The 25,704-nt window shown below is 49.9% G+C and carries 19 protein-coding genes; 12 read left to right on the top strand and 7 right to left on the bottom strand.

What is annotated here, in order from left to right:
* The first annotated feature begins 768 nt into the window (after positions 1-768).
* Entirely contained in the window at positions 769-2,637 is a 1,869-nt protein-coding gene (locus tag ACJJJA_RS15590; RefSeq protein WP_444902687.1) for a carotenoid oxygenase family protein, read from the top strand.
* A 57-nt stretch (positions 2,638-2,694) separates the two neighbouring features.
* Positions 2,695-4,356 carry a D-arabinono-1,4-lactone oxidase gene (locus ACJJJA_RS15585; RefSeq protein ID WP_252082302.1) on the top strand — a complete coding sequence of 554 codons (1,662 nt, stop codon included), beginning with the start codon at positions 2,695-2,697 and terminating at the stop codon, positions 4,354-4,356.
* A gap of 65 nt (positions 4,357-4,421) precedes the next feature.
* Here the strand turns inward: ACJJJA_RS15585 and ACJJJA_RS15580 are convergent, their stop codons facing one another.
* The 3 genes from ACJJJA_RS15580 to ACJJJA_RS15570 all read right to left on the bottom strand — a co-directional run bounded on the left by ACJJJA_RS15580 (position 4,422) and on the right by ACJJJA_RS15570 (position 6,495).
* Complete coding sequence (locus ACJJJA_RS15580; protein ID WP_444902686.1) at positions 4,422-5,204, bottom strand: alpha/beta fold hydrolase; 783 nt, start codon at positions 5,202-5,204, stop codon at positions 4,422-4,424.
* Positions 5,205-5,318: 114 nt separating this feature from the next.
* The gene (locus ACJJJA_RS15575) at positions 5,319-5,759 is read right to left on the bottom strand and encodes a hypothetical protein (RefSeq protein WP_444902685.1); all 441 of its coding nucleotides are present in this window, start codon (positions 5,757-5,759) and stop codon (positions 5,319-5,321) included.
* Between the two features lie 253 nt (positions 5,760-6,012).
* Positions 6,013-6,495 carry an Lrp/AsnC family transcriptional regulator gene (locus tag ACJJJA_RS15570; protein ID WP_152456185.1) on the bottom strand — a complete coding sequence of 161 codons (483 nt, stop codon included), beginning with the start codon at positions 6,493-6,495 and terminating at the stop codon, positions 6,013-6,015.
* 569 nt (positions 6,496-7,064) lie between these two features.
* On the opposite strand from ACJJJA_RS15570, the gene ACJJJA_RS15565 reads away from it, so the two are divergent.
* Positions 7,065-10,577, top strand: a complete 3,513-nt coding sequence (locus ACJJJA_RS15565) for an indolepyruvate ferredoxin oxidoreductase family protein (RefSeq protein ID WP_444902684.1) — start codon at positions 7,065-7,067, stop codon at positions 10,575-10,577.
* Positions 10,578-10,689: 112 nt separating this feature from the next.
* Here ACJJJA_RS15565 and ACJJJA_RS15560 read toward each other — a convergent pair whose 3' ends face one another.
* Both ACJJJA_RS15560 and ACJJJA_RS15555 read right to left on the bottom strand, forming a co-directional pair.
* A complete protein-coding gene (locus ACJJJA_RS15560; RefSeq protein ID WP_444902683.1) occupies positions 10,690-11,373 on the bottom strand; it encodes a ChrR family anti-sigma-E factor in 684 nt (227 codons plus the stop codon).
* 7 nt (positions 11,374-11,380) lie between these two features.
* Positions 11,381-11,998, bottom strand: a complete 618-nt coding sequence (locus tag ACJJJA_RS15555; protein WP_252082293.1) for a sigma-70 family RNA polymerase sigma factor — start codon at positions 11,996-11,998, stop codon at positions 11,381-11,383.
* A 147-nt stretch (positions 11,999-12,145) separates the two neighbouring features.
* Between ACJJJA_RS15555 and ACJJJA_RS15550 the strand changes: the two genes are divergently transcribed.
* From ACJJJA_RS15550 to ACJJJA_RS15510, 9 genes are all read left to right on the top strand, one after another.
* Positions 12,146-12,577, top strand: a complete 432-nt coding sequence (locus ACJJJA_RS15550) for a nuclear transport factor 2 family protein (protein ID WP_252082292.1) — start codon at positions 12,146-12,148, stop codon at positions 12,575-12,577.
* 3 nt (positions 12,578-12,580) lie between these two features.
* Complete coding sequence (locus ACJJJA_RS15545) at positions 12,581-13,357, top strand: SDR family NAD(P)-dependent oxidoreductase (protein WP_444902682.1); 777 nt, start codon at positions 12,581-12,583, stop codon at positions 13,355-13,357.
* Positions 13,357-14,610 (top strand): NAD(P)/FAD-dependent oxidoreductase, encoded by a 1,254-nt coding sequence (locus tag ACJJJA_RS15540; protein ID WP_444902681.1) that lies wholly within the window; start codon positions 13,357-13,359, stop codon positions 14,608-14,610. The genes ACJJJA_RS15545 and ACJJJA_RS15540 overlap by 1 nt, the downstream gene beginning before the upstream one ends.
* Positions 14,607-15,437, top strand: coding sequence for a DUF1365 domain-containing protein (locus ACJJJA_RS15535; protein WP_444886649.1), 831 nt, complete (start codon positions 14,607-14,609; stop codon positions 15,435-15,437). Before ACJJJA_RS15540 ends, ACJJJA_RS15535 begins: the two co-directional genes overlap by 4 nt.
* Complete coding sequence (locus ACJJJA_RS15530) at positions 15,434-16,687, top strand: class I SAM-dependent methyltransferase (protein ID WP_444902680.1); 1,254 nt, start codon at positions 15,434-15,436, stop codon at positions 16,685-16,687. The genes ACJJJA_RS15535 and ACJJJA_RS15530 overlap by 4 nt, the downstream gene beginning before the upstream one ends.
* A 1-nt stretch (position 16,688) precedes the next feature.
* Positions 16,689-17,195 (top strand): DUF2878 domain-containing protein, encoded by a 507-nt coding sequence (locus tag ACJJJA_RS15525; RefSeq protein ID WP_444902679.1) that lies wholly within the window; start codon positions 16,689-16,691, stop codon positions 17,193-17,195.
* 304 nt (positions 17,196-17,499) lie between these two features.
* Positions 17,500-17,895 (top strand): YMGG-like glycine zipper-containing protein, encoded by a 396-nt coding sequence (locus tag ACJJJA_RS15520; protein WP_252082282.1) that lies wholly within the window; start codon positions 17,500-17,502, stop codon positions 17,893-17,895.
* A gap of 174 nt (positions 17,896-18,069) precedes the next feature.
* Positions 18,070-19,086: an NADPH-dependent aldehyde reductase Ahr gene (gene ahr / locus ACJJJA_RS15515; RefSeq protein ID WP_444902678.1), complete on the top strand. Its 1,017-nt coding sequence runs from the start codon at positions 18,070-18,072 to the stop codon at positions 19,084-19,086.
* A gap of 782 nt (positions 19,087-19,868) precedes the next feature.
* Positions 19,869-23,393: an amino acid adenylation domain-containing protein gene (locus ACJJJA_RS15510; RefSeq protein ID WP_444902677.1), complete on the top strand. Its 3,525-nt coding sequence runs from the start codon at positions 19,869-19,871 to the stop codon at positions 23,391-23,393.
* A gap of 208 nt (positions 23,394-23,601) precedes the next feature.
* Here the strand turns inward: ACJJJA_RS15510 and ACJJJA_RS15505 are convergent, their stop codons facing one another.
* Positions 23,602-24,900 (bottom strand): type II toxin-antitoxin system HipA family toxin, encoded by a 1,299-nt coding sequence (locus ACJJJA_RS15505; protein ID WP_444900340.1) that lies wholly within the window; start codon positions 24,898-24,900, stop codon positions 23,602-23,604.
* On the bottom strand, positions 24,894-25,277 hold the full coding sequence (locus tag ACJJJA_RS15500; protein WP_444902676.1) for a helix-turn-helix transcriptional regulator: 384 nt from the start codon (positions 25,275-25,277) through the stop codon (positions 24,894-24,896). Before ACJJJA_RS15500 ends, ACJJJA_RS15505 begins: the two co-directional genes overlap by 7 nt.
* Positions 25,278-25,704: the final 427 nt, after the last annotated feature.

Here is a 25,704-nt window from a genome sequence, read left to right as displayed (position 1 = left end):
ATAAGGTTCGGTACGTTCTGTATGCCTATTTTCCTTGCGGTTTTTATTGATTGTATCGGGCCCTATATAGGCTGAGAAATCGATGTGTATTAAGGTGGGAAGGTTTATATTAATTCGCTCTCATCCTTTAAATTTAGGACTTTGTAAGGGTGCCTCAACAAGCTTTCTACAAATAATACTTCTATAACATTGAGCGTTGAGAGTGGACGGGAAATATATGCTATGCCGATTAGTGTAACTATTTGTTTGGTGGTGAAAAACTCCCTGTTTTAGCCATTAAGGTTGAATGAATCGTTGTGGCGTCATTAAGTTGCACGATTTTTTAATGGTGAATATTTAGGGGGTTATGGTGGTTGTAATAAAAATAGAGTTTGGCTCTTTGAGATTTTCTAGCCTAGACGTTCGGAATTACAATAAGTACTGAAAAAGATTCTCATTTCCGTCTGAGTTAACGCTCGGAAATATGATTTAGTAGATGTTTTATTGATATTATTTTGCCTGACTGTTTAGTCCTGTAGGGCGCTTATGTTTCATGGAAAAACTGGTTAACAGTGTCATCATCTCGTTCTTGATTTTTGCGGTTTAATATAATTAACTGCCGCTCGGGTTTAAATATTTTCACCTTTGGTGTGCTCGCCAAGCTGGGAAATAATAAATATATTTCGCTTGGTGAAAAGGGTGTTAAAAATCAAATATGAATACATTGCACTAAATTTATAAACATAAGGTCAGTTAAAGCAGTCGGCCGTTTTTATTACAAGGAAAATAATGAAACGTCGCGATCTTCTGAAAGCCGCAGGTGCTCTATCGGCACTGCCACTGGCTGGTATGACCAGTTCTACAGCTCAGGCAAGTAATCGCCTAGAGGATTCCACCTTCCCAAAGTCAATTATGCATGGCAGCCTGCAGGATTCTTCCGGTTTCCTTAAGGTGGTTCAAGGTAACTTGCCTGATGATGTTACCGGCCATTTGTTGATGGCCGAGGGGATTCCTCTCGCTCCTAACCATTTGACTCCAAATGGAAAAGGTGCGCTTACCCGGTTGGATTTCAGTGGTAGAGCCAGTAATGGCAGTGTGGCTTATACGCGAAAAATGATCAGAACCGCTTCTGCAATTATGCAGGAGCAAGATTTGAGTGGTTTCGATAAGTTTAATTTGCTGGGGGGAACCATCTATTCCAGCCCAAATCTTGGCTTTATGAATTATTGCAATACGGCCCCCAATTATATGGGGGAAAACCGCTTTGCGATGAGCTATGAGGGGGGGGTGCCCTATGAGTTCGATGCTACCACTCTGGAAATGATAACCCCTATTGGTGAGGTGGGAGAGTGGGAATCCAGTCTTCCTCCTCTGTTGGATAACCTAACGCCAAAGAAGTGGTTGTTCCCACAAATTCGCACTACTGGTCACCCCTTCTTTGATTTGGAGTCCGGTGAGTGCATTACCATCAATTATGGTGGCAATATGGGTGACTCCGGCCGCTCGGGCTTTATTCGCTTGATTTCCTGGGATCAGCGGGGGGCTTTCAAAAGCTGGAATATTCGTGACCGCCAGGGAAATAACGCTTATATCGCGGCCAGTTCCCACTCCCTGGGAGTTACTCGTAACCATGTCATTATTTTTGAGACCGCGGCGAGGGTCGAATCCACTCGTATTCTCGGTACCCATATTGTGCTTCCGCAGGAGCACAAAACTCGCTGTTGGGTGATACGCAAGTCGGATATGGTACCTGGGCGTGAGGATATTATTGCTGACTACCTGGAGCTGGGCTTTGATACCTCCGATATCGTTTGCAACTATGACGACAGTGCCGGTGAAATCACTCTCTATGGCCAGTATATGGGAGCCATGGACAAGTCTGAACAGCTGTTCCGCTATGAAATATTCCAAGAGGGCGGGCTAGTGCCCAAGTGGTTGTCCGGCTATCCGGCGGCGCCTGTGGATGTTGGAGGTCTGGTGCGGGCTAGAATTCAGGTAACGTCTGACTTTGCACGGGAGATCAAAGACGATTACCGGGTTATCCGCGATGAAAACCTCCTTTGGGATATGAATGACCCAGCTTATCGAGGGCACTTTCAGTTTCCAGAGACATTTGAGCATCTGTATTGGGCTGCGGTGGGCTACCGCCCAGATTTGGTTTCTATGCGCGTTTCCTGGGCATACCGCAATTACCCAGAACGTTTTTATAGTTATTGGGATATGCCCGAGCAAAGTAAGCCATCTGCTTTGGTGCATATGGATTGCACCCGTATGCAAATTGCCGATGCTTATCAGTTCCCCGATGACTGTGTGATGCGGACTCCGCAGTTTATGGCGCGGCCTGGATCCACCGCGCAGAATGATGGTTATCTAATTGCTGCGGTTGTTCGGAAAAATCCGAGTAGTGCGCAATCCAATGGCAAAGAGTTCTGGATATTTGATGCTGCCGCACTCAGCCGGGGGCCACTCTGTATCCTCGCCAGTGAGTCTTTGGAATTTGCTACCACCAACCATGCCCTGTGGGTGCCCTCTATCGGTCGCCGTCCAGCTATGGCTTACCGTTCTGGATACGGGGATTTCCTGCGCAGTAAAGCGCCTGATCACAGTCGCAATGTTCAGGAAATAATCGATCGGGAGCTATTACCTAGATTTGGTTAATTTTTTCATTAATTGAAATACAACAACTCAGTAATGCAACAACAAGGAAGCAAAGGCATGTACCATCCACTTCTCTCCGGGCGAAGTCATTTGTTGCGCCGGGCTACCAATTTCTTGTGTGCGGCAGGTTTGTTTTTTGCTGCGGGGGCTTCGGCGGAGCAGTTACCTCCCCCCATTGATGTACCTGAGGTTTTGAAAAACTATCAGGACACCCAGGATTGTTTTCCCGGTGTTATTCATGACCCTTCAACAATCGCTGAGGTACAGTCGATAGTGCGCGATGCTGCCGCTCAGGGGCGCAAGGTCATGACCGGCACCCGGCGTTTTAACAGCCAGATAGACGCGGCTTGTGCGGGCAACGGCGAAGTGCAAATCACTCTGGAAAATATGAACCAGGTGGTTAGCCTGGATAAAGAAAACCGCTTGGTAACTGTTCAAGCTGGTATGCGTTTTAATGATCTAGCAGCCTATTTGCGTGAGCATGAACTCAGTGTACCGATGGTTACTGAGCTGGCGATCTTCTCGATTGGCGGGATGCTCGGCAGCGGCACTCATGGATCCACCTTTACTCAGAAAAGCAATATGATTTCTGACTATGTCACCGAGATAAAGCTCGTTGATGGCAAGGGGAATCTGCGTGTAATCACTGGTGAACTACTCAATGCTGCGCGGGTTAACCTTGGTGTTTTGGGGGTTGTGGTTGAAGTGACTATTGAAGCCGAACCCGGCTACAAGGTACAAGCCAAAGTGAAGGGACACCGGGATGACAGCGATCTGGAGAATGTCATTTTGGGCTTGGCTCGGGATAACCACTCCGCAAATATTGCCTGGTTCCCAGGTCTCGGCCGCTATACGGTTACTACTTATAATAAGGTTCCTTTGGACACCCGGGGCAATGCTTATAACGCTCAAGCTGATGTCTCGGATTTTTCCGAATATCTCTTTGGCCTGATTTTTGATAGCTTGCATGAAGCCGACAGTGCTGCCCTGCAGTGCTTTGCCGCATCTCTGCGCTATACGGCCCGCTCCAGTTCTTATTTCCGCGATGTAAATACCGGTCTAAAGAAATTCATCAAGCCCACGGGGCACGCGGATCTGATGCAGCATTTTGTCTGTAAAGAGCCGAACAATTGTGTCTGGGATAAGTTGCCGATTGCCTTGCAGGAAGTGGCCATACCTTTTGAGGAGCTGCCCAACTGGATTGCCGATGTGCGCCAGATTATTGCCCACAGTGAGCGCACCTGCTTCCCCTTGAACGGTATTTACTTCCGCTTTGGTAAGGCCTCCGATAGCTATCTGGGAATGAGTGCTGGGCGCGACACCGCTTTTGTAGGTATTGAGTATACTCTGCGCCAGCGCGGTGAGGCGGTGCCTAAAAACTACTTTGTAAACCTGGAAATTGAGCAGATGTCGCTACGCAAATATGGCGCCAGACCGCACTGGGGTAAGAATTCGGTGGCTATTTTTGAGGATATGCCCTCGCGCTTCCCGAAATGGTCTCAGTTCCTTGATGCCAAGGCGGAATTGGATCCTGAGAATGTCTTTACCAATCCATTCTGGCAGCGGGTTAGTGGCCAAGACCCTCTTGAGAATTATCTAACGCCCCAATGTAATGCTGACGGGCAGTGCTATTGCAGAACCGATGCACATTGTGAGCAAGGGGCAACTTGCCAAGCAGGTAATTGGTATTCCGAGGCGCGGATATGTAAGAAAGATTAGGCTTGTATTGATACAAAAGGAGTGGTGGTTTCACCACTCTTTTTTATTTTATTGATGATTGAGTGTTAATTCTTTGAAAGGTGCTCTTTAATATACAGGCAAAACTTTTCTGGATTTTCTATTGGCAACATGTGATTTTCTGAAGCCGCTTGCAATAATTTAGATGAAGGAGTGTGACTGGCAGCAGATTTGGATACTATCTGAAAGAGATTTCTGGTATTACTGCCGTATCCAATCGTAGTGGGGATTTGGATTTTCGACAGGTGCTCTTTATCCAGGCAGGGCTTTTCAGTTTGAGAGAGTTGTAAGGGCAGGGTGTGAGCATTCTCCAGTTGCTGGGCCCGAAGTACTGGTGCTTGTGAAGAGAAATAGCCAGCTCTGTTCCCGGAACCATCAATAAGAAACGCCACAGCCTCCTCAAGCTTACCATTGTCAACCGCTTCGAATACCTTGCCAAACATGGCTTCGGCATCCTGCATAAACGCCTCCATTTTCTTGGCATCCAGATGTCCTGGATAGCCAGGCTCATAGATAAATAAGCTTTTGAACAATTTGGGGGCTTTTATTGCTGCGCTTAAGGCAACATCAGCACCATAAGACCAGGCGATCAAGTGAATGGGGCCATCGCCAAGCGTGGCTGAGAAACTAATTAAATCATCGGCATGAGTTTCAATGCCAAAACTTCCACTCGAGCCTTTATTATCAACACCAAAATGTCTTTGGGTGAGAGAAACAACCCTGTATTCTTTTGCGAGTATACGATGGTGTGGTTCCCACATTCTTTCATCGGCAAGTGCACCATGAAGAAAGAGGACAGTTTCTTTAGGTTTTTCTAGTGAGTGCTTCATCTTTGGTATATAAGCTTTATTATTTATTTCTAACTTTATTTCTATTTCTAACTTTTCACTCTCTGAATTAGAGAGCGCTAATAGCTTGGGTTTGCGCTTCTATGCCTTAAAGTTTTACTCTTTGTAAAGTCTGATAAGGGCCAAGAAGCTGATAGGGGCCAAGTTTACTCCAATCCCCCAAGTTTGTTCGCTTAATAGGGAGAGTGAGTATTCAGCACCGATGCTCAGGCGATATGTATCACTGAAGGGTGGATATATCAATAAAAAGGATGCGCCTACTCCGGTGGCAAGTTTAAAACTCAGAATAGGAGATGTAATCCAGGGGATCTGTACGATAAAAACCCGCTCAAGGTGCTTAATGTTTGAAGGGAATCTCAAAAATTTTATGCCCGCGTATACTGAGTATACAAAAAAGGCAAATACTAGGCTGCTACCAATTGCTTTATTGAATGTTAATTCTCGTGAAATCATGGTATCTGCTGCAACCATAATGCTTCCAATAGAGCCGCCTGCAATTGACGTGGCCAGTAAGATCTTTCTGATTATTGCTTTCAATGACTTCCCTTAAAACACCAATTATTCATATTCTTTTTTGCGGATAGCTTTTCCCAGATCAAGTATATTGATAATTCAATGATCTATGAGAGCCTGTCTCTCAATGAGTTAGCCTGATGGACCCCATTAACAAGAGCAAGATTAATAAACGATCTGCATAGCGAGAGCGCCCGGGTATAACTCAGGCGCTTTAAACTGGAGGATTGCCTTAAAAATTTATCAGGACAGTGGCAGGAGGGTATTTCTGTCTAATTTATTTTTCCAACAACTGATCCAACGGTAATTCAGTGCGGTAACGTACCTGTTTTAGGGAAAAGCTACTCTTAATATGATCAATACCCGGTAACTCCGTCAGTTTTTTATCGAGAAATTCCTGGTAGGCCTGTAGGTTGGGAACAACCACGCGGAGCAGGTAGTCGAAGTCACCGGTCATTAAGTAACATTCCATAACCTCCGGCCATTGGCCGATAACAGATTCAAAATCCTGTAGCTCTTTTTTCACTTGGTGGTTGAGGGTTACCTGAATAAAGACACTAACTGGAAGGCCTACTTTTTCGGGCTCCAAAAGGGTCACGGCGCGCTTGATAAATCCCTGTTCATTGAGATTTTTTACCCGCCGCGAGCATGGCGAGGGGGAAAGGCAGACTTTTTCTGCCAGCTCAATATTGGGAATAGTGGCATCCTCCTGGAGGATCTCCAGGATTTTTTTATCGATGGCATCCAGTAAATAGGCCATGGTTTTTTCCGTATCTCTTCTCTCTGAACGAACACCGGATTATCCGGCTGCTTCACTGCCATGCCGGCATGACAAAACATCCCGGTTGAGTCCTTTCTGGGCAATTATCCTGTTTTATGACTGCGCCGTGAAACCGTTTATTCTTTGTTATCAATATCCGCTCACTAGATCTGTGCTGAGTGACCAGCCACCACCTACTCGTTCACTCAGCTTTCCTGTAACCGACTTGCAAACTAGGAAGGTGGTTACGTGTAGGGGTAGATTCTGCGTCTCTCACAGTGGCGCCCCCGCGTAGGGCCTATTCGATGAATCCCTAAAAAACTGACTTTTTGAGTGAATTGTTGCTGGTAGTTTGTGATCTTTAGCGAGTTGTGTCCGTATTATGCCCTAGCCAGGCTTATTTTGGTATGACCTGCCCGGCCGGGCGGTGTTAATTTTAGCGGCTAGTAAGCAGATGCTTCGGTTTGGCTTTGAGCTGTTTCAGTAGGTGCCGAGAGAAATGTGGCACCGTGGCTATCGTCATCAAACCGGGCAAAAGAAAAGCAATAATGAATTAATAGGTGGTACCCATGGCAATGGTCGAAGGCGATCAGGAGCTGGGCTTTGATACCGAGTATTCTCTCAAAGCCGCATTTACCCGTGATTCTGGCCGAGTCTTTCTGACTGGTATTGATGCGCTGGTGCGCCTGCCGCTCATGCAGAAACGTATGGATGAGCTGGCTGGCCTGAATACTGCGGGCTTTATTTCCGGCTATCGGGGCTCCCCTCTCGGCGGTTACGACCAAGCGCTCTGGCGTCATAAGAAGCTACTCGCTGGGCACGATATCCACTTTGAACCGGGTATTAACGAAGACCTTGGGGCCACCAACATTTGGGGTACCCAGCTAGTCGATCACTACCGAGAGCAGGCTACCCGCGATGGGGTCTTTTCCATTTGGTATGGCAAGGGCCACGGGGTGGATCGCACCGCAGATGTATTTCGCCAGGCGAATATCCAGGGCACCGCCAAACTCGGCGGTGTGCTGGCATTGTGTGGCGATGACCACACCGCTGAGTCCTCCATGTTTTCCCACAACACCGATCAGATTTTTGAATCGGTAATGATGCCGTTGCTGTTTCCCACCAGTATCGACGAGTATCTCACTCTCGGTCTCGCTGGTATTGCACTTTCGCGCTTTTCCGGTCTGTGGGTAGGGTTCAAGGCCATTACCGAAACGGTAGAGGCCGGTGCCTCTCTGGTGGTTCCAAGCTTGCCACAGTTCACTATTCCGGCGGACTTCCCCATTCCTGCCCATGGCTTGAATTATGACCCGCACCTGAATTGGCCCGCTGAGCGCCTGGAGTACGAGCGCCGTATGCTGGAGGAGCGCTTGCCGGCGGCGCAGGCCTTTGCCTATGTCAATCGCCTGGATAAAACAACGCATGAAAGCGAGCGCAAGCGCTTTGGAATCGTGACTGTGGGCAAGGCCCATGGGGACCTGCTGGAAGCGTTACAACTGCTCAACCTGAGCGAGGAAGATCTGCGCCAGGCGGGCATTGCCATTTATAAGGTGGCGATGTCATGGCCCCTGGAGCCTCGCGGTATCAGTGAGTTTGCCGACGGCATGGAACGACTGCTGGTGGTGGAGGAAAAACGCCCGCTGGTGGAAGACCAGTTGAAGAAACTGCTGTATGGCTGGGAGGACAACCGCCGCCCGAAAGTAGTCGGTAAGAAGGACCTCAATGGTGAAGATCTGCTGCCGGCGATCTGGGGTTTTGGACCAGATCAGGTGGCCAAGGCGATTACCCGCTGGCTGGCAGATACTGACCTCGCACAGCGTTTGATCCCCCTGGCAGAAAAATTGGGAGGCAATGTGCCTCAGCGAGCACAAGGCCTGTTGGCGCGGGAGCCAATTTTCTGTGCTGGCTGCCCCCACAATACTTCCACCAAACTACCGGAGGGCAGCCTCGGCAGTGCCGGCATTGGCTGTCATATCATGGCGCTGGGCAAGGGGCTGCGCACCGATACTTACTCCCATATGGGCGGTGAAGGCGCCCATTGGGTGGGGTTGCACCGCTTCTCGAATGCCGAGCATATTTTCCAAAATATGGGAGATGGTACCTATAACCACTCCGGTTTATTGGCGATTCGCCAGGCAGTCGCCAGTAAGGTCAATATCACCTACAAAATCCTTCTCAACGATGCGGTGGCTATGACCGGTGGCCAGCCTGCCGATGGCGAGGTAAACGCTCCAAGTCTGGCCGCGCAGCTGCTGGCAGAAGGCGTTGGGGTGGTGGTTCTGCTCAGTGAAAACCCCGATCACTGGCATCAGCACCGCGGCCAGTTGCCGGCGAAAGTGGAAGTGTTAGACCGTTCAGAGCTGGATGCCGTCCAGCGCCGTCTGCGTGAAACGCCGGGTGTTACCGCCATTATTTACGAGCAGGTGTGCGCCGCAGAAAAACGCCGGCGCCGCAAGAAAAAACTGATGGTGGATCCGCCCAAGCGCCTACTGATTAACCAGCGCGTGTGTGAGGGTTGTGGTGATTGCAGTGTGCAGTCGAGCTGTATCGCCGTGGAGCCCCTGGAAACCCCCTATGGCCGCAAGCGTCAGATCAATCAGTCCAGCTGTAACAAAGATATGCGCTGTGCCGATGGCTTCTGTCCCAGTTTTGTCACCATCGAGGGTGGTGAGCTGAAGAAACCGCCGGTTCAGTCTCTGGCTGAGTCCCTGGATTCTGCCATCGTCGATTTGCCGCCAGCGCCGGTGGCAGCCCTGGAACAACCTATTAGCATCTTGGTGGCCGGTATCGGCGGCAGCGGTGTACTCACTGTGGCGGCACTTTTGGGTATGGCCGCGCACCTGGAAGACAAGGGCAGTACCACGCTGTATTTCACCGGCCTATCACAGAAAAATGGTGCGGTGGTCGCCCACGTAAAAGTGGGTGCGCGCCCGGAAGCCATCACTACTGCACGTATCCGCGATGGCGCCGCTGAGCTGCTGCTCGGTTGCGATATGGTCACCGCTGCGGGCCAGCGCCCGAAATTTGCCACGGGCAAAATGCGTGCGCTGGTGAATACGGCGGAGGTGCCGGTGGCGGCCTTCGTACGAGACAACGAATTAGCTTTCCCGGCGGATGCCACCCAACAGAGCATTGAGTCCCTCTGTGCCGAGTATTTCGCCTTCGATGCGAATAAGTACGCACAGGCGCTGTTTGGCGATACGGTTGCCAGCAACCTGATGATTATGGGCTTCGCCTGTCAGAAGGGACTGCTGCCAATTGGTGAGGCGGCACTGGAGCGGGCCATCGAACTGAATGGTGTGGCAGTGGAAAATAACCTGCGCGCATTCCGTGCGGGGCGCTTGTTGGCGACGGACCCGAGGGCGATAGAAAAGCTGGCGGTACCGGCGCAGCCCGTAAAGATGATCGAGCCGCAGGAATCTGTGGAGCAACTGATCGCGCGTTTGAGCCGCGAGCTGGTTGAATATCAAAATGCCGCTTACGCTCACCAGTTCACACAGGGTATCGAGCATTTATACCGAGCGGAGCTGGCTCTTGCCGGCACGACGGGGGAATTGACCCGCACTGCAGCCAACAGCTTGTTCAAAGCCATGGCCTATAAAGATGAGTACGAGGTAGCGCGCCTGTACAGCGGCGAGGACTTCCAACGTCAGTTGCGCGAGACTTTTAGCGGTGATTACTCCCTCAAGTTCCATATGGCCCCGCCATTGCTAGCACGCCCCGATGCCAGTGGCCGGGTGCGCAAGATGCAGTTTGGCCCTTGGATGGGCCGCTTAATGCCATTGTTGGCACGTGGTAAAGCGTTGCGTGGTTCCGTGCTGGATGTGTTTGGCTACACCGAAGAGCGCCGCGCCGAACGGGACTGGGCGCGCCAGGTGGCACAGGCGGTGAAGTCGGTGGCGGCTCAGCTAAGCGCTGACAATCTTGCCGAAGCCCAGGAATTGCTGGCAATTCCTATGCAAGTGCGCGGTTACGGGCATGTGCGTGAGCAGAAATTTGCCCAGGTACAGGAGCGCTGGCAGCAGTTATTCACCCAGTTTACCGCGGGGAACAAGGAGCAGGCGCCGGTGGCGGTTTCCTGAGCCCCTGGGTAAGCAACGGAAAGAGTGCATCGGAAATAAGTAAGGAATGGATGTATGGCAGGGACGCCAGTGATATTTCTTACCGTGTACCTGGAGGCAAAATCTATCGGGTCTAACCCGGCCGAAAGGGGATCAGCGGATTGAGAAACAGACCGCGGACTCCAGTGAGTGAAACCGGAGCTTCTACTGCGGAAAAACACAGGCAGTCCATGTCCTGAGTGGCGATGGGCCTGTGTACCTGCCCCGGCTCGCGCAGGACAAAATCCCCCCGCCCATAGATACCGTTGTGATCGGAAAAGCTGCCGTGCAGTACCAGGGCGAATTCCCGCCCACGGTGATCGTGTTTCGGTAGTCCGCTGCCGCTGCGCAGGCTGTGAAAAGCCACTTCATACTCTCTCTGTCCAGACTTGAGCCGGCATATTTGTAGGTTGCGAGTCAGGGTCTTCCAGCGCCTGTTTGGATTGCTGGCCAATAATTTATTTAACACTTTGGGTAAGTGGTCCATAGCCGGTTCCCTGCTGACCGGGGCCGGGGTGGAGCTTTCTTCATTTTTGTGGAGGATTTTCTCCGGGATCTGGCTGATGCGTTCCATCAGGCGCTCGAAGGCGTTGGCTTGCAATGGCTGCGCCGGGCTCCCATTTAGGAGGGAGCCACCGAGATTGTTCAGGGTATGCAATTGGGATCGGCAATCAGCACACATCTGCACATGGGCTGCAACAACCAGGCTGGGGCCCCTGGCCAAGCTGCCTGAGGCGTATTCCAACAGAAGGTTTTCATCCGGGTGATGGCGAATCATTGGATGTTTACCTGACGAACCGAGCTTGCAATTTCTTCATGGCCAGGCGCACCCTGGATTTGACCGTGCCCAAGGGGAGGCGCAATTCTTCGGAGATCTCGCTGTGGGATTTTCCCTCCATATAGGCCTTTTCCAAAATGTGGCACTGTTCAGCGGGCAGGGCGCTGAGGCCATCGGCAATATCGCGCTCGTTGCGCTTGTGTTGTAAGAACAGCAGCGGCTGGCTTTCCAGGTTCTCATCCCAAATATCGGCCACATCAACATCGTTGTCGCGATTTTGATGGCGCTGGTTGCGGCGCAGCATGTCAATACGGCAATTGCGCATAATAGTGAATATCCAAGTGCTGGCCGAGGCCTTGCCCTGGTCAAAGCGGGGGGCTTTGTGCCATACCTTGAGCATAACTTCCTGCACCAGTTCATCGGCCGCTTCGGCGTTGAGTGCCTGGGTACTGCGGCTGTGGTGGAAGCCCTTAATGAGCGGGGCAAAATGTCGGAAAACACGCTCAAACGCCTGGCGGTCGCGCTGAGCGCCAACCTGCGTTAGCAGCCTGCTCCAGTCATCCTTGTAGTCCTGGGAAGCTTTCACCGCAATTCCATTGCCGTTTTGTCTTTGCCTATGCGCCATATTAGCGCTCTCTAATGTTGTGTCGATCCTTACTACGCATCTGCGCACTAAATGGATTGGGTTATTTTTATTTTGGCGCTGTGATCTGCCATTGGCAGGCTAACGTAAATCAGAGGGGTAGCGCCGCGGAATACAGTGGAAGGGAAAATGAGCAGCCGCACATTAGTAAAAGAGGTCCAGTCTTATTATCGGGATTTTTTGGTTAGAGACCCGGCGGAACTGTCAAATATGTACAGTGACAAAATTGTGTTTCGCGATCCTCTCCACCGAATCGAGGGGCTCCCCGCCCTCAAGGCCTATTTCTCTGATATGAGCCACGGCCTTACCCAGTGTCGCTTTCGCTTTGAGGAGGCTTCCATTACCCGTGATAGTGCCTGCCTGCCCTGGTATATGCACTATGCACACCAGTCTTTGAAGGGCGGCCGGCCGCTGCGTTTACGCGGTTGTAGTTTGGTGCGTTTTTCTGACAAAGTGTTTTATCACGAAGATTTCTATGACATGGGGGCAATGGTGTACGAGCAGGTGCCCCTGCTGGGCTCCCTGTTGCGCAGGATTAAGTTGCGTCTGGAGCGGGGCTGACTGGTGACGGAGATTCGCAACAGGACACTATGGGTTACCGGAGCCAGTTCCGGCATTGGCCGCGCCCTGGTCTTGCGCCTTGCCGAGCATAATAACTTTGTAATTGCCAGTGGGCGCCGGCGTGAAGCGCTAGAAGAGCTGCAACAGCTCGCTCCCACACATATTCGCATACTCGACTGCGATGTGGCCGACGACAGTGGTATGGCCTCTACCTTCGAGCGCCTCAAGGATTTAACCGATCATCTGGATACGGTGATTGCCTGTGCTGGCACTTGTGAGTACGACGATGATTTACAGCTTGATACCACAATGTACCGGCGGGTTTTTGATGCCAATTTCTTTGGTGTAGTGAATACATTGCATTGTGCTTTACCGCTGCTGGCTGTCAGTGCTTTTCCGGTTTTTGCCGCATTGGGCAGCTTATCTTCGCTAGTGCCATTTCCCAGGGCAGAGGCTTATGGCAGCTCCAAAGCCGCGCTGGATTATTTTCTGGCATCGGTACGTGGGGATGTCTGTCATACCAACCTCAAGGTCGTGTTGATCCGCCCTGGTTTTGTCGACACACCGCTCACCGCGCAGAACGACTTTGACATGCCTTTTTTGATTAGCGCGGAGCAAGCAGCGGAGTATATTGAGGTGGGGTTGGCTCATAGAAAATCCATAATCGATTTTCCTCTGCGCTTGAGCCTGCCACTGCGTCTTCTCGGATTTTTCCGTTCTCTTTGGTTTCGTTTTTGCACACCAAAAATAAGTAGGATTCGTACCTTAAGGAAGAGTTGATGCGTATTGCCATCGTCGGGAGTGGAATTGCCGGCATGACGGCGGCTTATCTTTTGAGCCGCAAGCACGAGATTACCTTGTTTGAATCACAGGACCGCCTGGGGGGACATACTGCGACTATTGATGTAGAGGAAGAAGGCAAACGAACCCTGGCTATTGATACCGGCTTTATCGTGTATAACGACTGGACCTACCCGAACTTTATTCGTTTACTCAATGAGCTGGGTGTCGAATCCCAGCCAACCTCTATGGGTTTCAGTGTGCGCTGTGATCGGGAGGGCTATGAGTATGCCGGCAACAATCTCAATACATTATTTTCCCAGCGCTCCAATCTTCTCAGTGCCGGCCACTGGCGCATGTTATGGGATATAGTGCGGTTTAATCGCACTGCTATGCGAGATTGGCGCGAGGGGCGTCTTCACGAGGGCCTGACCCTGGGTGAGTATTTACCGGCAAATGGCTATTCGGCCGAATTTGCCAACCGTTATCTGGTGCCCATGGGTTCGGCAATTTGGTCGGCCAGTGTGTCGCAGATGCTGGAATTCTCGGTGAGCTTTTTTGTGCGCTTCTTTTTCAATCACGGGCTGCTCAATCTGCTGCGGCGGCCACAGTGGCGCGTGATTAAAGGGGGCTCTCGCTCTTATATTCCTGCGCTGAGTGCGCCCTATGCCGACAGGATTCGGCTCTCCACTAAAGTGGAATCCCTCTGGCGCAAGGAGCAAAGCGTAGAGCTAGTGACCAGTAAGGGCGAGCAGCTGACGTTTGATCAGGTAATCCTTGCCTGCCACTCGGATCAAGCGCTGGAATGCCTTAAAGATGCCTCTAATCTGGAGCGACAACTGCTGAGTGCCATCCCCTACGCGTGCAATAGTGTGGCTCTACATACCGATTCCACTTTATTACCACAGCACAGGCGCAGTTGGTCCAGCTGGAATTACCGCTTACGTGCCGAAAGCGATGAGCTGCCGGTACTCACTTACAACATGAATATCCTGCAGGGATTGGCAACGGATAAAACTTATTGTGTCACCCTGAATGCTGAGGAGCGTATCAACCCCAAAAAAATTCTCGCTCGCTTTGAATACGCGCATCCCCAGTTTTCTGTAGCGGGTAATCGTGCCCAACAGCAGTGGGAGAGGATAAACGGAGTGAATCGTACCTGGTTTTGTGGCGCTTACTGGGCCAACGGCTTTCATGAAGATGGGGTATGCAGTGCGCTGCGGGTTGCCAAAGGGCTTGGGGTTGATTGGTGAAGGAAAAGCCAAAGGCTATCGTTGCGGGCGCGGCCATGAAGAGCGCTATTTATACTGGCTGGGTTCAGCACCGTCGTTTTGCACCCCGCCAAAATCAGTTCCGCTACAAAGTGTTTATGGTTTATTTAGACTTGGCGGAGCTGGATGACTTTTGCTCGTTATCGCGCTGGTGGTCCAAAAAGCCCTGGGCACCGGCTCGATTTCGTCGCGAGGATTTTTTTGGCGATCCGGAACTCAGTGTCGAAGAGGCTGTATGTCTCAGGGTTGAGGGGGTTGCGGGAGAGCGCCCGCAAGGGCCCATACGCGTGCTCGCTAATTGGCGCTACTTTGGCTATAACATGAATCCCATCAGTATTTATTACTGTTTTGATGCCGAGGGCAGGGAAGTGCATTGGCTATTACTGGATGTTCATAATACTCCCTGGAAGGAGCGTCATAGCTATGTACTCGATTGCCGCTCTGGGGCTCGTGTACAGAAAGTAGCTTTTGCAAAGACTTTTCACGTCTCCCCATTTATGCCGATTTCCCAGGGATATCGCTGGAGAAGTATTACTCCCGGCGATCGCCTAACCGCTTATTTACAGAATTTTGATTTAAGCGATGAGGAGCAGGAAGAGCGCCCCTTATTTGATGCCATTCTCAGCCTGCGCCGCAGTGAGCTGAGTGGTGACCTGCTCAATCGTATCCTGATCCAGTATCCATTTATGACCGTAAAAGTGATTGCCACAATTTATTGGCAGGCGCTGAAATTATGGTTCAAGCGCACACCTGTCTATGCCCATCCCGGTGGCAGGGGTGAAGTCCAGGGAGGGGAGAAGCGTTTATGAATGCAAAAGAATCTTCACAGGTTATTGTCGAAGGAGAGAGCCAGTCCTGGTTGATCAGACTCGCCCGCAAGCTGGTTTTGGGCAAGATGCAAGTGATAGAGCGCGGCCATCTATTGATTGAAGAAGGGGATAGCCATTACCGTTTTGGTCAATCAATTGAACAGGCAAAAGTTCGGGCGCATATTCGTGTGCGGGATCCCATTGCCTATGTACAGGTATTGTTAAACGGCACTATTGGTTCCGGTGAAGCCTATATGGAAAAGGTTTGGGACTCCCCGTGCTTATTGGATGTCATTCGCCTGATGGTTGACAATATGTCCCTGATTGAAAGTATGGATAGCCGCTGGAGTAAATTGCCCCGTATGCTGCTGCGTGCCCTGCATTGTCTCAACAGTAACAACCGCCGTGGCTCGCGTAAAAACATTGCTGCACATTACGATCAGGGAAATGATTTTTTTCAGTTATTCCTCGATAAAACCATGCTCTACTCCTCGGCGATATTTCCCTCAGAGCAGACAACCTTGTACCAGGCTTCCATCCATAAAATAGAGCATATTTGCCAAAAACTGCAATTAAAGCCCGGAGACCACTTGCTAGAAATAGGCACTGGTTGGGGGGGCATGGCCATTTATGCGGCAAAACACTACGGCTGCCAGGTAACCACTGCGACTATTTCTGAAAAACAATATCAATACGCTCGCCAATGGGTGGAGCGTGAAGGACTGCAAGATAAAGTACACGTGCTGCTACAGGACTACCGGGATTTAGAGGGACGCTTTGATAAACTGGTCTCTATTGAAATGGTTGAGGCAGTAGGGCACGAATACCACCACAAATTTTTCTCAATTTGTGGGCGCCTGCTTAAAGAGGATGGCCTGATGTTGATGCAGGCCATTACCATTTCGGATCAACGCTACCATCAATATCGCAAAGACATTGATTTTATCCAGCACTATATTTTTCCCGGCGGCTGTCTGCCATCCAATCAAGTGATTGCTCAGCAGATTGCCACGGCTACCGATATGCAGATTGTGGGGTTAGAGGATATTACTGCAGACTATGCGCGTACCTTGCAACATTGGCGCAAAGCATTTTTGAATCAGCTGCCGCAAGTGCGCAATTTGGGCTTTGACGATCGCTTTATCCGCATGTGGGAATTCTATTTGTGTTACTGCGAGGGTGGCTTTATGCAGCGGGTGATCAGTACTGCTCAGTTCGTCTTCGCCAAGCCACGCGCTCTTATCGGCTGATATGTGGCGGTTGATAGTCAACGCTTTATTATTTGATATTGCCTGGCCTCTCTGTGTGATTGTCGCACGCCCCTGGATTGTTGTGCCCTTCACCTTGATCAATTTGCTCATCCACTTAACTTTTGTGGTAAATCTGCGTAGGGAGCCTTTGTGGTTGGGGGGTGTTTTTTTATTTGGTGTGGGGGTGGATTCCGTTCTCTTCCATTTAGGTATCTTGCAAAATCTCAGCGGTATTTCTTGGCCACCCATTTGGCTGGTGTGTTTATGGTTAAACTTTGCGATGACGTTGCGTTACAGCTTGGTGTTTTTGCAGCGTAATTTGTGGTTGGCAGTGTTACTGGGTGGTTTTTTTGGTCCTTTTAGCTATTACACCGGCGCTTTTCTGAATGGCACCGTAGAGCTGGGTCAGCCCCTGTGGCAATCACTGATGATCCTGTCTCTAATTTGGGCATTGATATTGCCGGGATTTAGTTACCTGGCTCGCGCTATTAATCCCGCTTATCGGTAAAGAGTTTTAGCTCTGTTCATGGGTGAATTTTTATGTGAGAGCTTGTTTTTAAGCTTTTGCTTGGCAGGTAGGCCCCTTTCCTTGAAGACTCCCTAAAGACCTCTTAACTTTTTCCTCCAGGCAATCACAATGGCTTTGGCAGGTTCGAAAGCCATATCAAATTCCGATTGTTAGGCTATTTGGTCACTCTTTTCTTCGCTTTTTCTCACTGTCGACTGGCGCCATCTTCAACCAACAGCTAAACCTAAAGATGAAAAGCGTGACATATACGCAATCTCTAGGCTCAGGCTGTAAGAGGTGACCGATGAAAACTGGTATTAGCGCAACTGCAGGATTTTGCATAGCTCTATTAGCTGGCTGTGCTGCTCAACCGGAACAGGTACCTGGTGCCGGTGGCATTGTGATTGATACCTGGGGCGTCAATATGAACCAGTATCAAATCGACCTCTCTGAGTGTAAGGGGATTGCTTATTCCACCTACAGCGACCAGGGGCGCCGGGGGTTAACCGGTGCTGCGGGCGGAGCTGTAGTGGGCGGCGCGCTGGGCGCTATTGTTGGTGATAGCAGTCGCGCAGCGGCGGCAGGTGCTGGAGCGGGCGCTCTGGTGGGTGGCCTCTCTGGTGCTGGCAGTGCCGGTGCAGAAGCCCAGCAGATTATCAAGAACTGTCTGCGCGGGCGCGGATATCGCGTGCTCAATTAATTCCCCTCACAGGAGTTAGCCAGGTTTTCTCGTGGGTCCTCTGATATTCGGCAACCTCACAGGACTTGGCTTGGGCCGGGAAACCCCCGGCTCTTTTTTTTCACTCTTCTTAGCCGCGGCTTTTTAGGCCGAATGCACAGGGTTGATCTTCAGTGAATACCACGGGAGTAGGTTATGACCAGTGGGACTACCATCAATGCCTATGGGGTTATGCAAGCCGGCGGGCCCTTTAAACCGTATCAGATAGAAGTGGGGGATCTGGGAGCAACAGAGGTGGAGTTGGAGGTGCTCTACTGTGGTATTTGCCACAGTGATCTCAGCATGATTGAGGATGAGTGGGGGGTGTCCAAGTTCCCCATAGTTGCGGGTCATGAAGTGATTGGACGGGTGTTGGCTGCGGGAGAGCAGGCCGGGCACTTCAAGCCCGGTACGGTTGTCGGCCTGGGTTGGAATTCCGGCTATTGTGAGACCTGCCACTACTGCCGGCGGGGCGATCAAAATTTGTGTGCCGAAGCTCGCTTTACCACTCTTACCGGCGGGGGCTTTGCCGATAAAGTTCGTGCAGATATGGGTAGCCTGGTGGTTATTCCAGAGGGAGTAGACCTAGTTTCGGCTGGGCCTCTCCTGTGTGGCGGCATTACGGTATTTAACCCTCTGATACAGTTTGATATTCAACCGACGGCTAAAGTGGGGGTGATTGGTATAGGAGGCCTGGGGCATTTGGCCTTGATGTTTTTGAATGCCTGGGGTTGTGAGGTAACGGCATTTACTTCCAGTGAGCATAAGCGCACCGAAGCTTTGTCTCTCGGTGCTCACAAGACATTGAATTCACGTGATCCGGAGGAAATTAAATCAGCCTCCATGAGTTTCGATTTCATAATCTCCACGGTCAATGTCAATCTGGATTGGGATTTATATATTCAGGCTTTAAAACCAAAAGGGCGCCTGCATTTTGTCGGTGCTGTTGTGGATCCAATCCAGTTTACCCTCTTCCCCATGATATTTGGCCAGCGTGATATCTCCGCTTCTCCAGTGGGTAGCCCTGCAGCCATTGAAACGATGCTCGACTTTGTCGCACACCATCAGATCAGGCCGCAGGTGGAAATTTATCCTATGAGCCAGATAGAAGAAGCTTTTAAGCATTTGAAATCGGGCAATCCGAAGTATCGTATCGTGCTGTCCAGGGAGTAATAGGAGGGATTGGGGTGCTATTAGGGTCAACAGCAGGGTATTGCGGTCAATGGCGATCTTCTCAAACTTTTCGATATGCAGGGTCTGACTTTATTTTCTTTATCTGTTCTTAGTAAGTTGTAAATAAGCCGCTTAATCTTGATGGCACTTAAGGTGCCTTTTTTATGGTTGTTATCCCTCTCTGTGAACATTTTCGAAATGCAGGTAGGCATGCATGTACCATTTATTTGGATACTCAATGAGAGGGAATCATTTTTTTGTGAATTTTTAACTGTGGGTGCAGTCGTATAGATTTCTTTGGCAATAAAAAATAAATATAAGATGGTTATATTAAGGTTGAGCTGCAGGGTTGCGAGGGAAGGGTTTTAGGTGCTTGTTTATCAAGTTTTTCCCTGAAAGATAACTCGATAATTTACTTGCTAGAGCTTTTGTCTGCGTAGCGTTTGTTTGTTGGTTTAGAGTTCTTGGAGGTACTTATTTAAAAGATGAAGCTTTGGTGTAAGCTAAAAACTTCTCTAAATAGAGAATTTAGTATCAGTTTGAGTGTTACACTTTTTGTAAGGGTCAAATAAATATTTGTACTTGTGTGTTTGGTTTTAAATTTAGGGGAGCTCTAAAAAGTAAGAAACTTGACCAAGTTTGAAATACATTAATTTGCATTGAAAGTTAATTTCCAGATCTTTAATAAAGATAAAAGGTAAGATTCTGTGAGTAGTCCAGTTAAAAACTCCAAAATAAGATCCCAGTTCAATATTTCAATCTGCCACTTGATTGCACAGCAAATGAAAGCAGCTCCTCATCGCATAGCGATTATTGATGGGGAGGTCAGAGTGAGCTACGAGTGCCTGCTGCAGCGGGCCGGCGCGATTGCGGCGGAGCTTGAGCGCCGGGATATTCAACCCGGCGCCTTGGTGGGGGTATGTATGAAGCGCTCCTGGGAGCTTGTGGCAACTTTAATTGGCGTAATGCGAGCAGGGTGTGCCTATGTACCTTTGGACCCAGCTTACCCTCAAGATCGTGTGGGTTACATGCTGGAACATTCAGGTGCTGTGGCAGCTATCGTGGATAGTGATAGCTCTGCGGACCTATGTCGCGAAGCGGGCGAATTAATCTGGCTCAACAGAGTGAGTGATCAAGACAAAGAATTTTCAGCTGATTCTGCGGGACCATCAGCCAGTGACCTGGCCTATGTGATCTATACCTCTGGTTCTACCGGCAAGCCAAAAGGTGTTGCGGTTGAGCATCGGTGTATTGTGGCCATGTGCCACTCTATGGATGAATTGTTCAGTGAGGAAGAACTCCGGGGGGTCTTTGCAGGGGCCTCAATCTGTTTCGATACTTCTGTAATGGAAATTTTCGGTACCTTGTCACTTGGGGGCACAGTAATACTGGGTAAGAATATTCTGGAGTTACCAAACCACCCGGCAGCAGATCAAGTCAGAACTTGCGTATCTGTCGCCTCTGCAATGCAGACATTATTAGCTTCCGAGAAGTTGCCAGCTGGACTTCAGTGTCTTGTATTTGGTGGGGAGGCATTAAAGCGGTCTCTGGTTGATCAAGTTTATACCTTGAGGCCAGGGCTGCGGTTGTTTAACGCCTATGGTCCTACCGAAGATACCGTGTACTCGACCATTGCCGAAATTAAGCCTGGCACTAAGTCGATCACAATTGGAAAATCAGTACCAGGCTCCAGTGCCTATATTTTAAATGAGTCCATGCAACCCGTTTCTTCAGGAGAAGCCGGTGAGTTGTATCTTGCAGGAGGTAAGCTGGCAAGAGGTTATTTATATGACGAAGCCCTCACTATAGAACGTTTCATCGAAATAGAATCTAGTGACCTTATCCAAGATAGCCGCTTATATAAAACTGGGGACCTGTGTCAGTGGGCGGAAAATGGAGAGATCGAATTTCTTGGCCGAATCGACCAGCAGGTTAAGGTCAGGGGGTTCCGCATTGAGCTTGGGGAGATAGAGTCGACGCTTGAGACTATGCCGGGTATTGATGCTGCTGCAGCGGCCGCTGTAGATGGTGGTATTGGCCAGAAAATGCTCGCGGTCTATATTGTTAACCAGGATAAAACGGTAACAGATACAGGCGTTAAAGAGTTCCTGGCACAGCGACTTCCAAAATATATGGTCCCGCAAATTGTGAGGCACCTAGAGGTATTACCTATGCTCCCCAACGATAAGCTCGATCGCAAAAAGCTTATGGAGCTAGAGGAGGGCTATGCTGGTTTGGAATCAAGTGTTGATACAGTGAGTAATTCCAGTGACTTGATGCAGCGTCTGATTGGTTCCAGCTCAGAGCAGCAAACCATCTTATTATCGATTATTCAAAGAGAGGTGGCCGTTCTCCTGAATTTTCCTGATCCTAAAGAAGTTTCTCCAGAACAGTCCTTCTCTGGTCTTGGCCTCGATTCCCTCACAACTCTGGAATTGGCTAGACGTTTGAGCAACAACTTGGGTCGCTCGGTTGCTTCCCAGGCGATTATTAATTACGCCACTCCTAATGCCCTAGCGAACTACATCCTCGGTATTTTGAGTGATGGCGAAGCCAAGGGTTCGGACGAAAAAGTGAACCGCACTGCATCGGATTCACTTGCCAGCTTCCAATCGCATATCCAGTCCAGCCATCCTACATTCCAGGCTGCAAAAGCGTCGTCCTGGTCTGCACTGGATAAGAGTAAGCTGGTGCAGGAAGTCATGTATATGGTGAACGACCAGCGCAGAAATCCCTACAGCAAAGTCCTGCGCACAGGTAGCGCCACTCATGGCACGGTGAGTGATGTTTACAACGATGAAGAACAGGAAGCAATAATCTGGACCACCAATCTATATCTTGGCCTGAATCGAGATAAGAAAGTTATGCAGGAGGCCGCTTCCGCAGTAGCAAAATTTGGTACTGGTATGGGGACCTCTGCGGCAGCATCAGGCCTTACAGATCTTCACCTGGAGTTCGAGACCGAGTTTGCACAGCTGGTCGGAAAGCCGAGCGCTTGCCTGTTCCCAACAGGTTATACCGCTAATGTTGGAGTGGTTGCAGGGCTTCTTGGTAAAGACGATGTAGTGGTTATCGACCAGCTTTGTCATGCATCTATTGTGGATGGTGCTCGTCTTTGTGGTGCCACGATAAGGACCTTCAAACATAATGATGTGGCCGACCTGGAGTCTGTGCTTGAGTCGGAAGTATCCCCATACCGAACGGTCCTGGTTGTTCTGGAGGGCGTATACAGCATGGGAGAGGGCGCCGCACCGGTAGCCAAAATTGTCCGCGCGGCCAAGAAATATGACGCGCTTGTCTTGGTAGATGAGGCACATTCTTTCGGTTTTTATGGTGAAGGTGGCGCGGGCATTTGTGCCGCTCAGGGAGTTACCGATCAAGTAGACTTTATTATGACAACGCTTAGTAAGGCACTTGGTAGCCTCGGTGGCGTTATTGCGGCGAAGGAAGAATATGTAGATCTTTTGAGATCATCATCCAGAGCTTACATTTTCCAGGCTTCGATCAGTCCTGCAGATATTGCCGCGGCATTGACTGCTTTGCGCAGGCTCAGTACTGATGATGGTTTACGGGAGCGGCTCTGGGATACGACACGCTATATGCGGCAGCGCTTCGAACAAGCTGGCTATGATTTGGGAACAGGGGATGGGCCTATTGTCACGCCGCACTTTAGTAGCAAAGACAAGCTGTTTGCGATAGTACAGGAATTATATAAACGTGGTGTTCAGACATCAGCGGTTACCTATCCCATAGTGGAGAGTGGGCGTGGCCGACTCCGACTGATTTGCTCGGCAGCCCACACGAAAGAGGATGTCGATAAAACTGTTGAAGCTTTGATTGAGGCGGAGCGGGAAGTTGATAGCTCATTGGTGGCTAGTAAAGAGCAATCGATGGATTCAAACTCTGCACAGTCCGAAGTAGAATATTGGGCTCATAGTTTTTCCAGCTATCTTAAACGATCACTGGCAAAGCGCTCTGGTCCAACGCCAAACTTGTCTTTATCCATTCGTGTTTCTGACCAGTCAGAGCCAGTAAGGATTTTGTATTACGACGGCAATATCACTTTGAGCGATCATGAAATTTCCGGTCTGCCCACGTGTTCAATACTTCTTAAAAGCAGCGGGGCTGTTTCCGCCTTGCACTCCTCCGATGTACAAAGTCTGCTTAAGAGCATCTGCGAAGGAGGCTGTGTGTTAAATGGCCAAGTGGAAGCGTTTATTTGGTTTATCGCGCGCATGGTTGATCTGCGGCGAGGCTCTAAAGAGTCGGCGGGCAGTGAGTTGCGCCGCGAGCAAGCCGTTTGCTAGTTGAGGTGAAGAAATAACTTAGCGCCAAAAAGGCTCTAGATGTTTGGCCCCTAGGCAAATGCTGCGGGGCCTCTATCCAAATTAAGATGGCAGCTGGGAAGCTCAGATAAGAGTATCTACAGAAGCAGAGGGGTTACAGGGTTTCTACAGTTGTGCTTCTCCTCTGTAGGGCCGCGCTCCTTGCAGGCTTTACTATTTTGCTTATCTATCAGCAGAGTTGTCGAAGGTTTTGACTGATTTCGACTGTCCAGCTTTCAGAAACCCCAGCGCGTTCAGCAAAGCCCTGCCACTGCTTCACGGCTGCTGCTACCTCTTCAATAATATCCATGGGCCGTTTAATACTGATTGCTCTTCCCACGGCAAGCAAATCCTCAAGTTGGAAGTGGTCGCGTTTGCCGTTGATACTCATCTGATGCTGGCTGGTCCAGGCGCCGCCCGGATTGTGGGCATAGGTTACATCGAATGCCGGCGATAGAGACCATTCGCCTTCGGGGTTCATCAGGAACGCGATATTCTTTGTATGATCATCCTGGTTTCTGGCTAAAACATTGAATACCATTCGGCGATATTGCTGAATCGCCTCATTCTTGGGCAGGTAAAGTTCACGCATAACGCTAAAGGCTTGTTCGTATGAATGGGCACCAGCCATGTTGAAATCCAGGTGCGCGATGCCGCAGAGAGACTGCATATGTAGTTTCTTGCCATTCACCCGATCGAAGCGCCGCGTCATAAAGTGCGCTCTGCCATTTTCTTGCAAGAGCTGGCAGTCTGCCATGTTAATACCGGCTTCGATGGCCATCAGATGATAAGCATATTCAATGCGTCCATACCCATCGGTTGTACCGAGCTCAAGGTCTCCGGCACCATCGAATTTTAGTAGCCAATAATCGTAATCACGGGATGCGGGAACTTGGCCTGAACGTATATCTCCTTTGTTATTGATGGCAATAACTGCTTTTGCTCTGGCGCCCCCAGCGCTAGTGCCCACTCTTAATATGTCCAGCAGTGCACCGGATTTCTCCGCATCGCTGTTGCCAAGTTGGGCGTTAAGGTCCGTCTGCTTATGAGTGATTGTTGCTGCTAGTTTTACCAGCTCTTCAATATTGAGATCGACGGAATCCCTAAAACTACCATCTACTGCAGGCTGAAATTCCAGTGCGCCCATTCCACGGGTACCGGTATAGCAAAGTCGTTCAATAGGGTTAAAGCTTTCCGGAGTTCTCCCCTGCCGGGCGAGCCAGGCATCAATAACGGCATTACCGAATTTGTCCGGCAGGCAGTCTGCAAGGAGCCCCGGTAAGCCCTTAAAGGTGTCCCGGCTGAGAGTGCGGAACGTATAGGGCTCCTTTGAAGCTTCGATAGGCATGGTAATTGGAGCAATATCCAATCCACTCTGCAGAAATTCCGGTGCGTACTCAAAGGCTCCATACCCAGTACTATCCCAGTGGACGGCTCCAACTATCTCTCCCCATAATTGCACCACTGCTGTATTTGTTTGGCTTACCATTCTGGTTTACCTCTCTTTTTATTTTTGCTTGTGCGTGTCTTGGGGGGGCTTTCTGCAGAGGTCTCTTTAAGTGCTTTCTCAGCGTTAGAGGCTCTGGCTCTTTTTCGTTGTTTGCCGTGAAGAGCAAGTTGCATAGGGCTGACTGTTGGAGCCGGGAGAAAAGCTTCCAGTGCATCCAACCGGCGTAGGACTCTCAGTGCGGCGACCAGGCTGTCTAGCCTGCCGCGACCAGCCTCTAAACCTTTGATGGTGGAGGTGGATAAGCCGGCGCGTTCAGCCATATCATCCTGGGTGAGATTCATGCGCAAGCGATACTCTCTAAGCCGGTCGCCCAGTGTCGCAAGTATCTGCTTATCGGATTGTCCATGTAAGTTCATAATAGCTGTTTTTCAATCTTTTATAAGTGAAAATCTACTTTAATAGGTGATTTTTTGTCTATTATAGCAAGATTGGATAACATGTCATTAATAGGTGCATTTATACCTTTTAAGCTTAGTCTAACCTTTTTTTAGGTGTAAAAGCATCTTTTAGAGTAGTGCAGGGAGTCGCTAATTAAACTGTGAAGCGGATACCTCTCCCTCATGGCAGGGATGAGATGGGTAGGTAGGGATATCCAGTTGGCCGGGAAGAGAGTTACCGACAATGGTAAAGAGAGGCGAAACCTAATAGCTCACATCGCATTTCTTTACATAGAGCTTTCCAGTGTTGACAGATGTTGTATCTCCTACACTTTTGATCCCACAAAATCATGGCTCCACTTGTGGGGGTGACGGGCAATGGAGAGGGTGTGGGCTTGGTTCATAT

This window comes from Microbulbifer mixtoriginis (SeqCode) (assembly GCF_052466865.1).
This window is presented reverse-complemented; position numbering and strand designations above follow the sequence as displayed.

Coding starts and splice junctions, on each gene's coding strand:
- ACJJJA_RS15590 (WP_444902687.1), top strand. CDS start 769: ATGAAACGTCGCGATCTTCTGAAAGCCGCAGGTGCTCTATCGGCACTG.
- ACJJJA_RS15585 (WP_252082302.1), top strand. CDS start 2,695: ATGTACCATCCACTTCTCTCCGGGCGAAGTCATTTGTTGCGCCGGGCT.
- ACJJJA_RS15580 (WP_444902686.1), bottom strand. CDS start 5,204: ATGAAGCACTCACTAGAAAAACCTAAAGAAACTGTCCTCTTTCTTCAT.
- ACJJJA_RS15570 (WP_152456185.1), bottom strand. CDS start 6,495: ATGGCCTATTTACTGGATGCCATCGATAAAAAAATCCTGGAGATCCTC.
- ACJJJA_RS15565 (WP_444902684.1), top strand. CDS start 7,065: ATGGCAATGGTCGAAGGCGATCAGGAGCTGGGCTTTGATACCGAGTAT.
- ACJJJA_RS15560 (WP_444902683.1), bottom strand. CDS start 11,373: ATGATTCGCCATCACCCGGATGAAAACCTTCTGTTGGAATACGCCTCA.
- ACJJJA_RS15555 (WP_252082293.1), bottom strand. CDS start 11,998: ATGGCGCATAGGCAAAGACAAAACGGCAATGGAATTGCGGTGAAAGCT.
- ACJJJA_RS15550 (WP_252082292.1), top strand. CDS start 12,146: ATGAGCAGCCGCACATTAGTAAAAGAGGTCCAGTCTTATTATCGGGAT.
- ACJJJA_RS15540 (WP_444902681.1), top strand. CDS start 13,357: ATGCGTATTGCCATCGTCGGGAGTGGAATTGCCGGCATGACGGCGGCT.
- ACJJJA_RS15530 (WP_444902680.1), top strand. CDS start 15,434: ATGAATGCAAAAGAATCTTCACAGGTTATTGTCGAAGGAGAGAGCCAG.
- ACJJJA_RS15525 (WP_444902679.1), top strand. CDS start 16,689: ATGTGGCGGTTGATAGTCAACGCTTTATTATTTGATATTGCCTGGCCT.
- ACJJJA_RS15520 (WP_252082282.1), top strand. CDS start 17,500: ATGAAAACTGGTATTAGCGCAACTGCAGGATTTTGCATAGCTCTATTA.
- ahr (WP_444902678.1), top strand. CDS start 18,070: ATGACCAGTGGGACTACCATCAATGCCTATGGGGTTATGCAAGCCGGC.
- ACJJJA_RS15510 (WP_444902677.1), top strand. CDS start 19,869: ATGAAAGCAGCTCCTCATCGCATAGCGATTATTGATGGGGAGGTCAGA.
- ACJJJA_RS15505 (WP_444900340.1), bottom strand. CDS start 24,900: ATGGTAAGCCAAACAAATACAGCAGTGGTGCAATTATGGGGAGAGATA.
- ACJJJA_RS15500 (WP_444902676.1), bottom strand. CDS start 25,277: ATGAACTTACATGGACAATCCGATAAGCAGATACTTGCGACACTGGGC.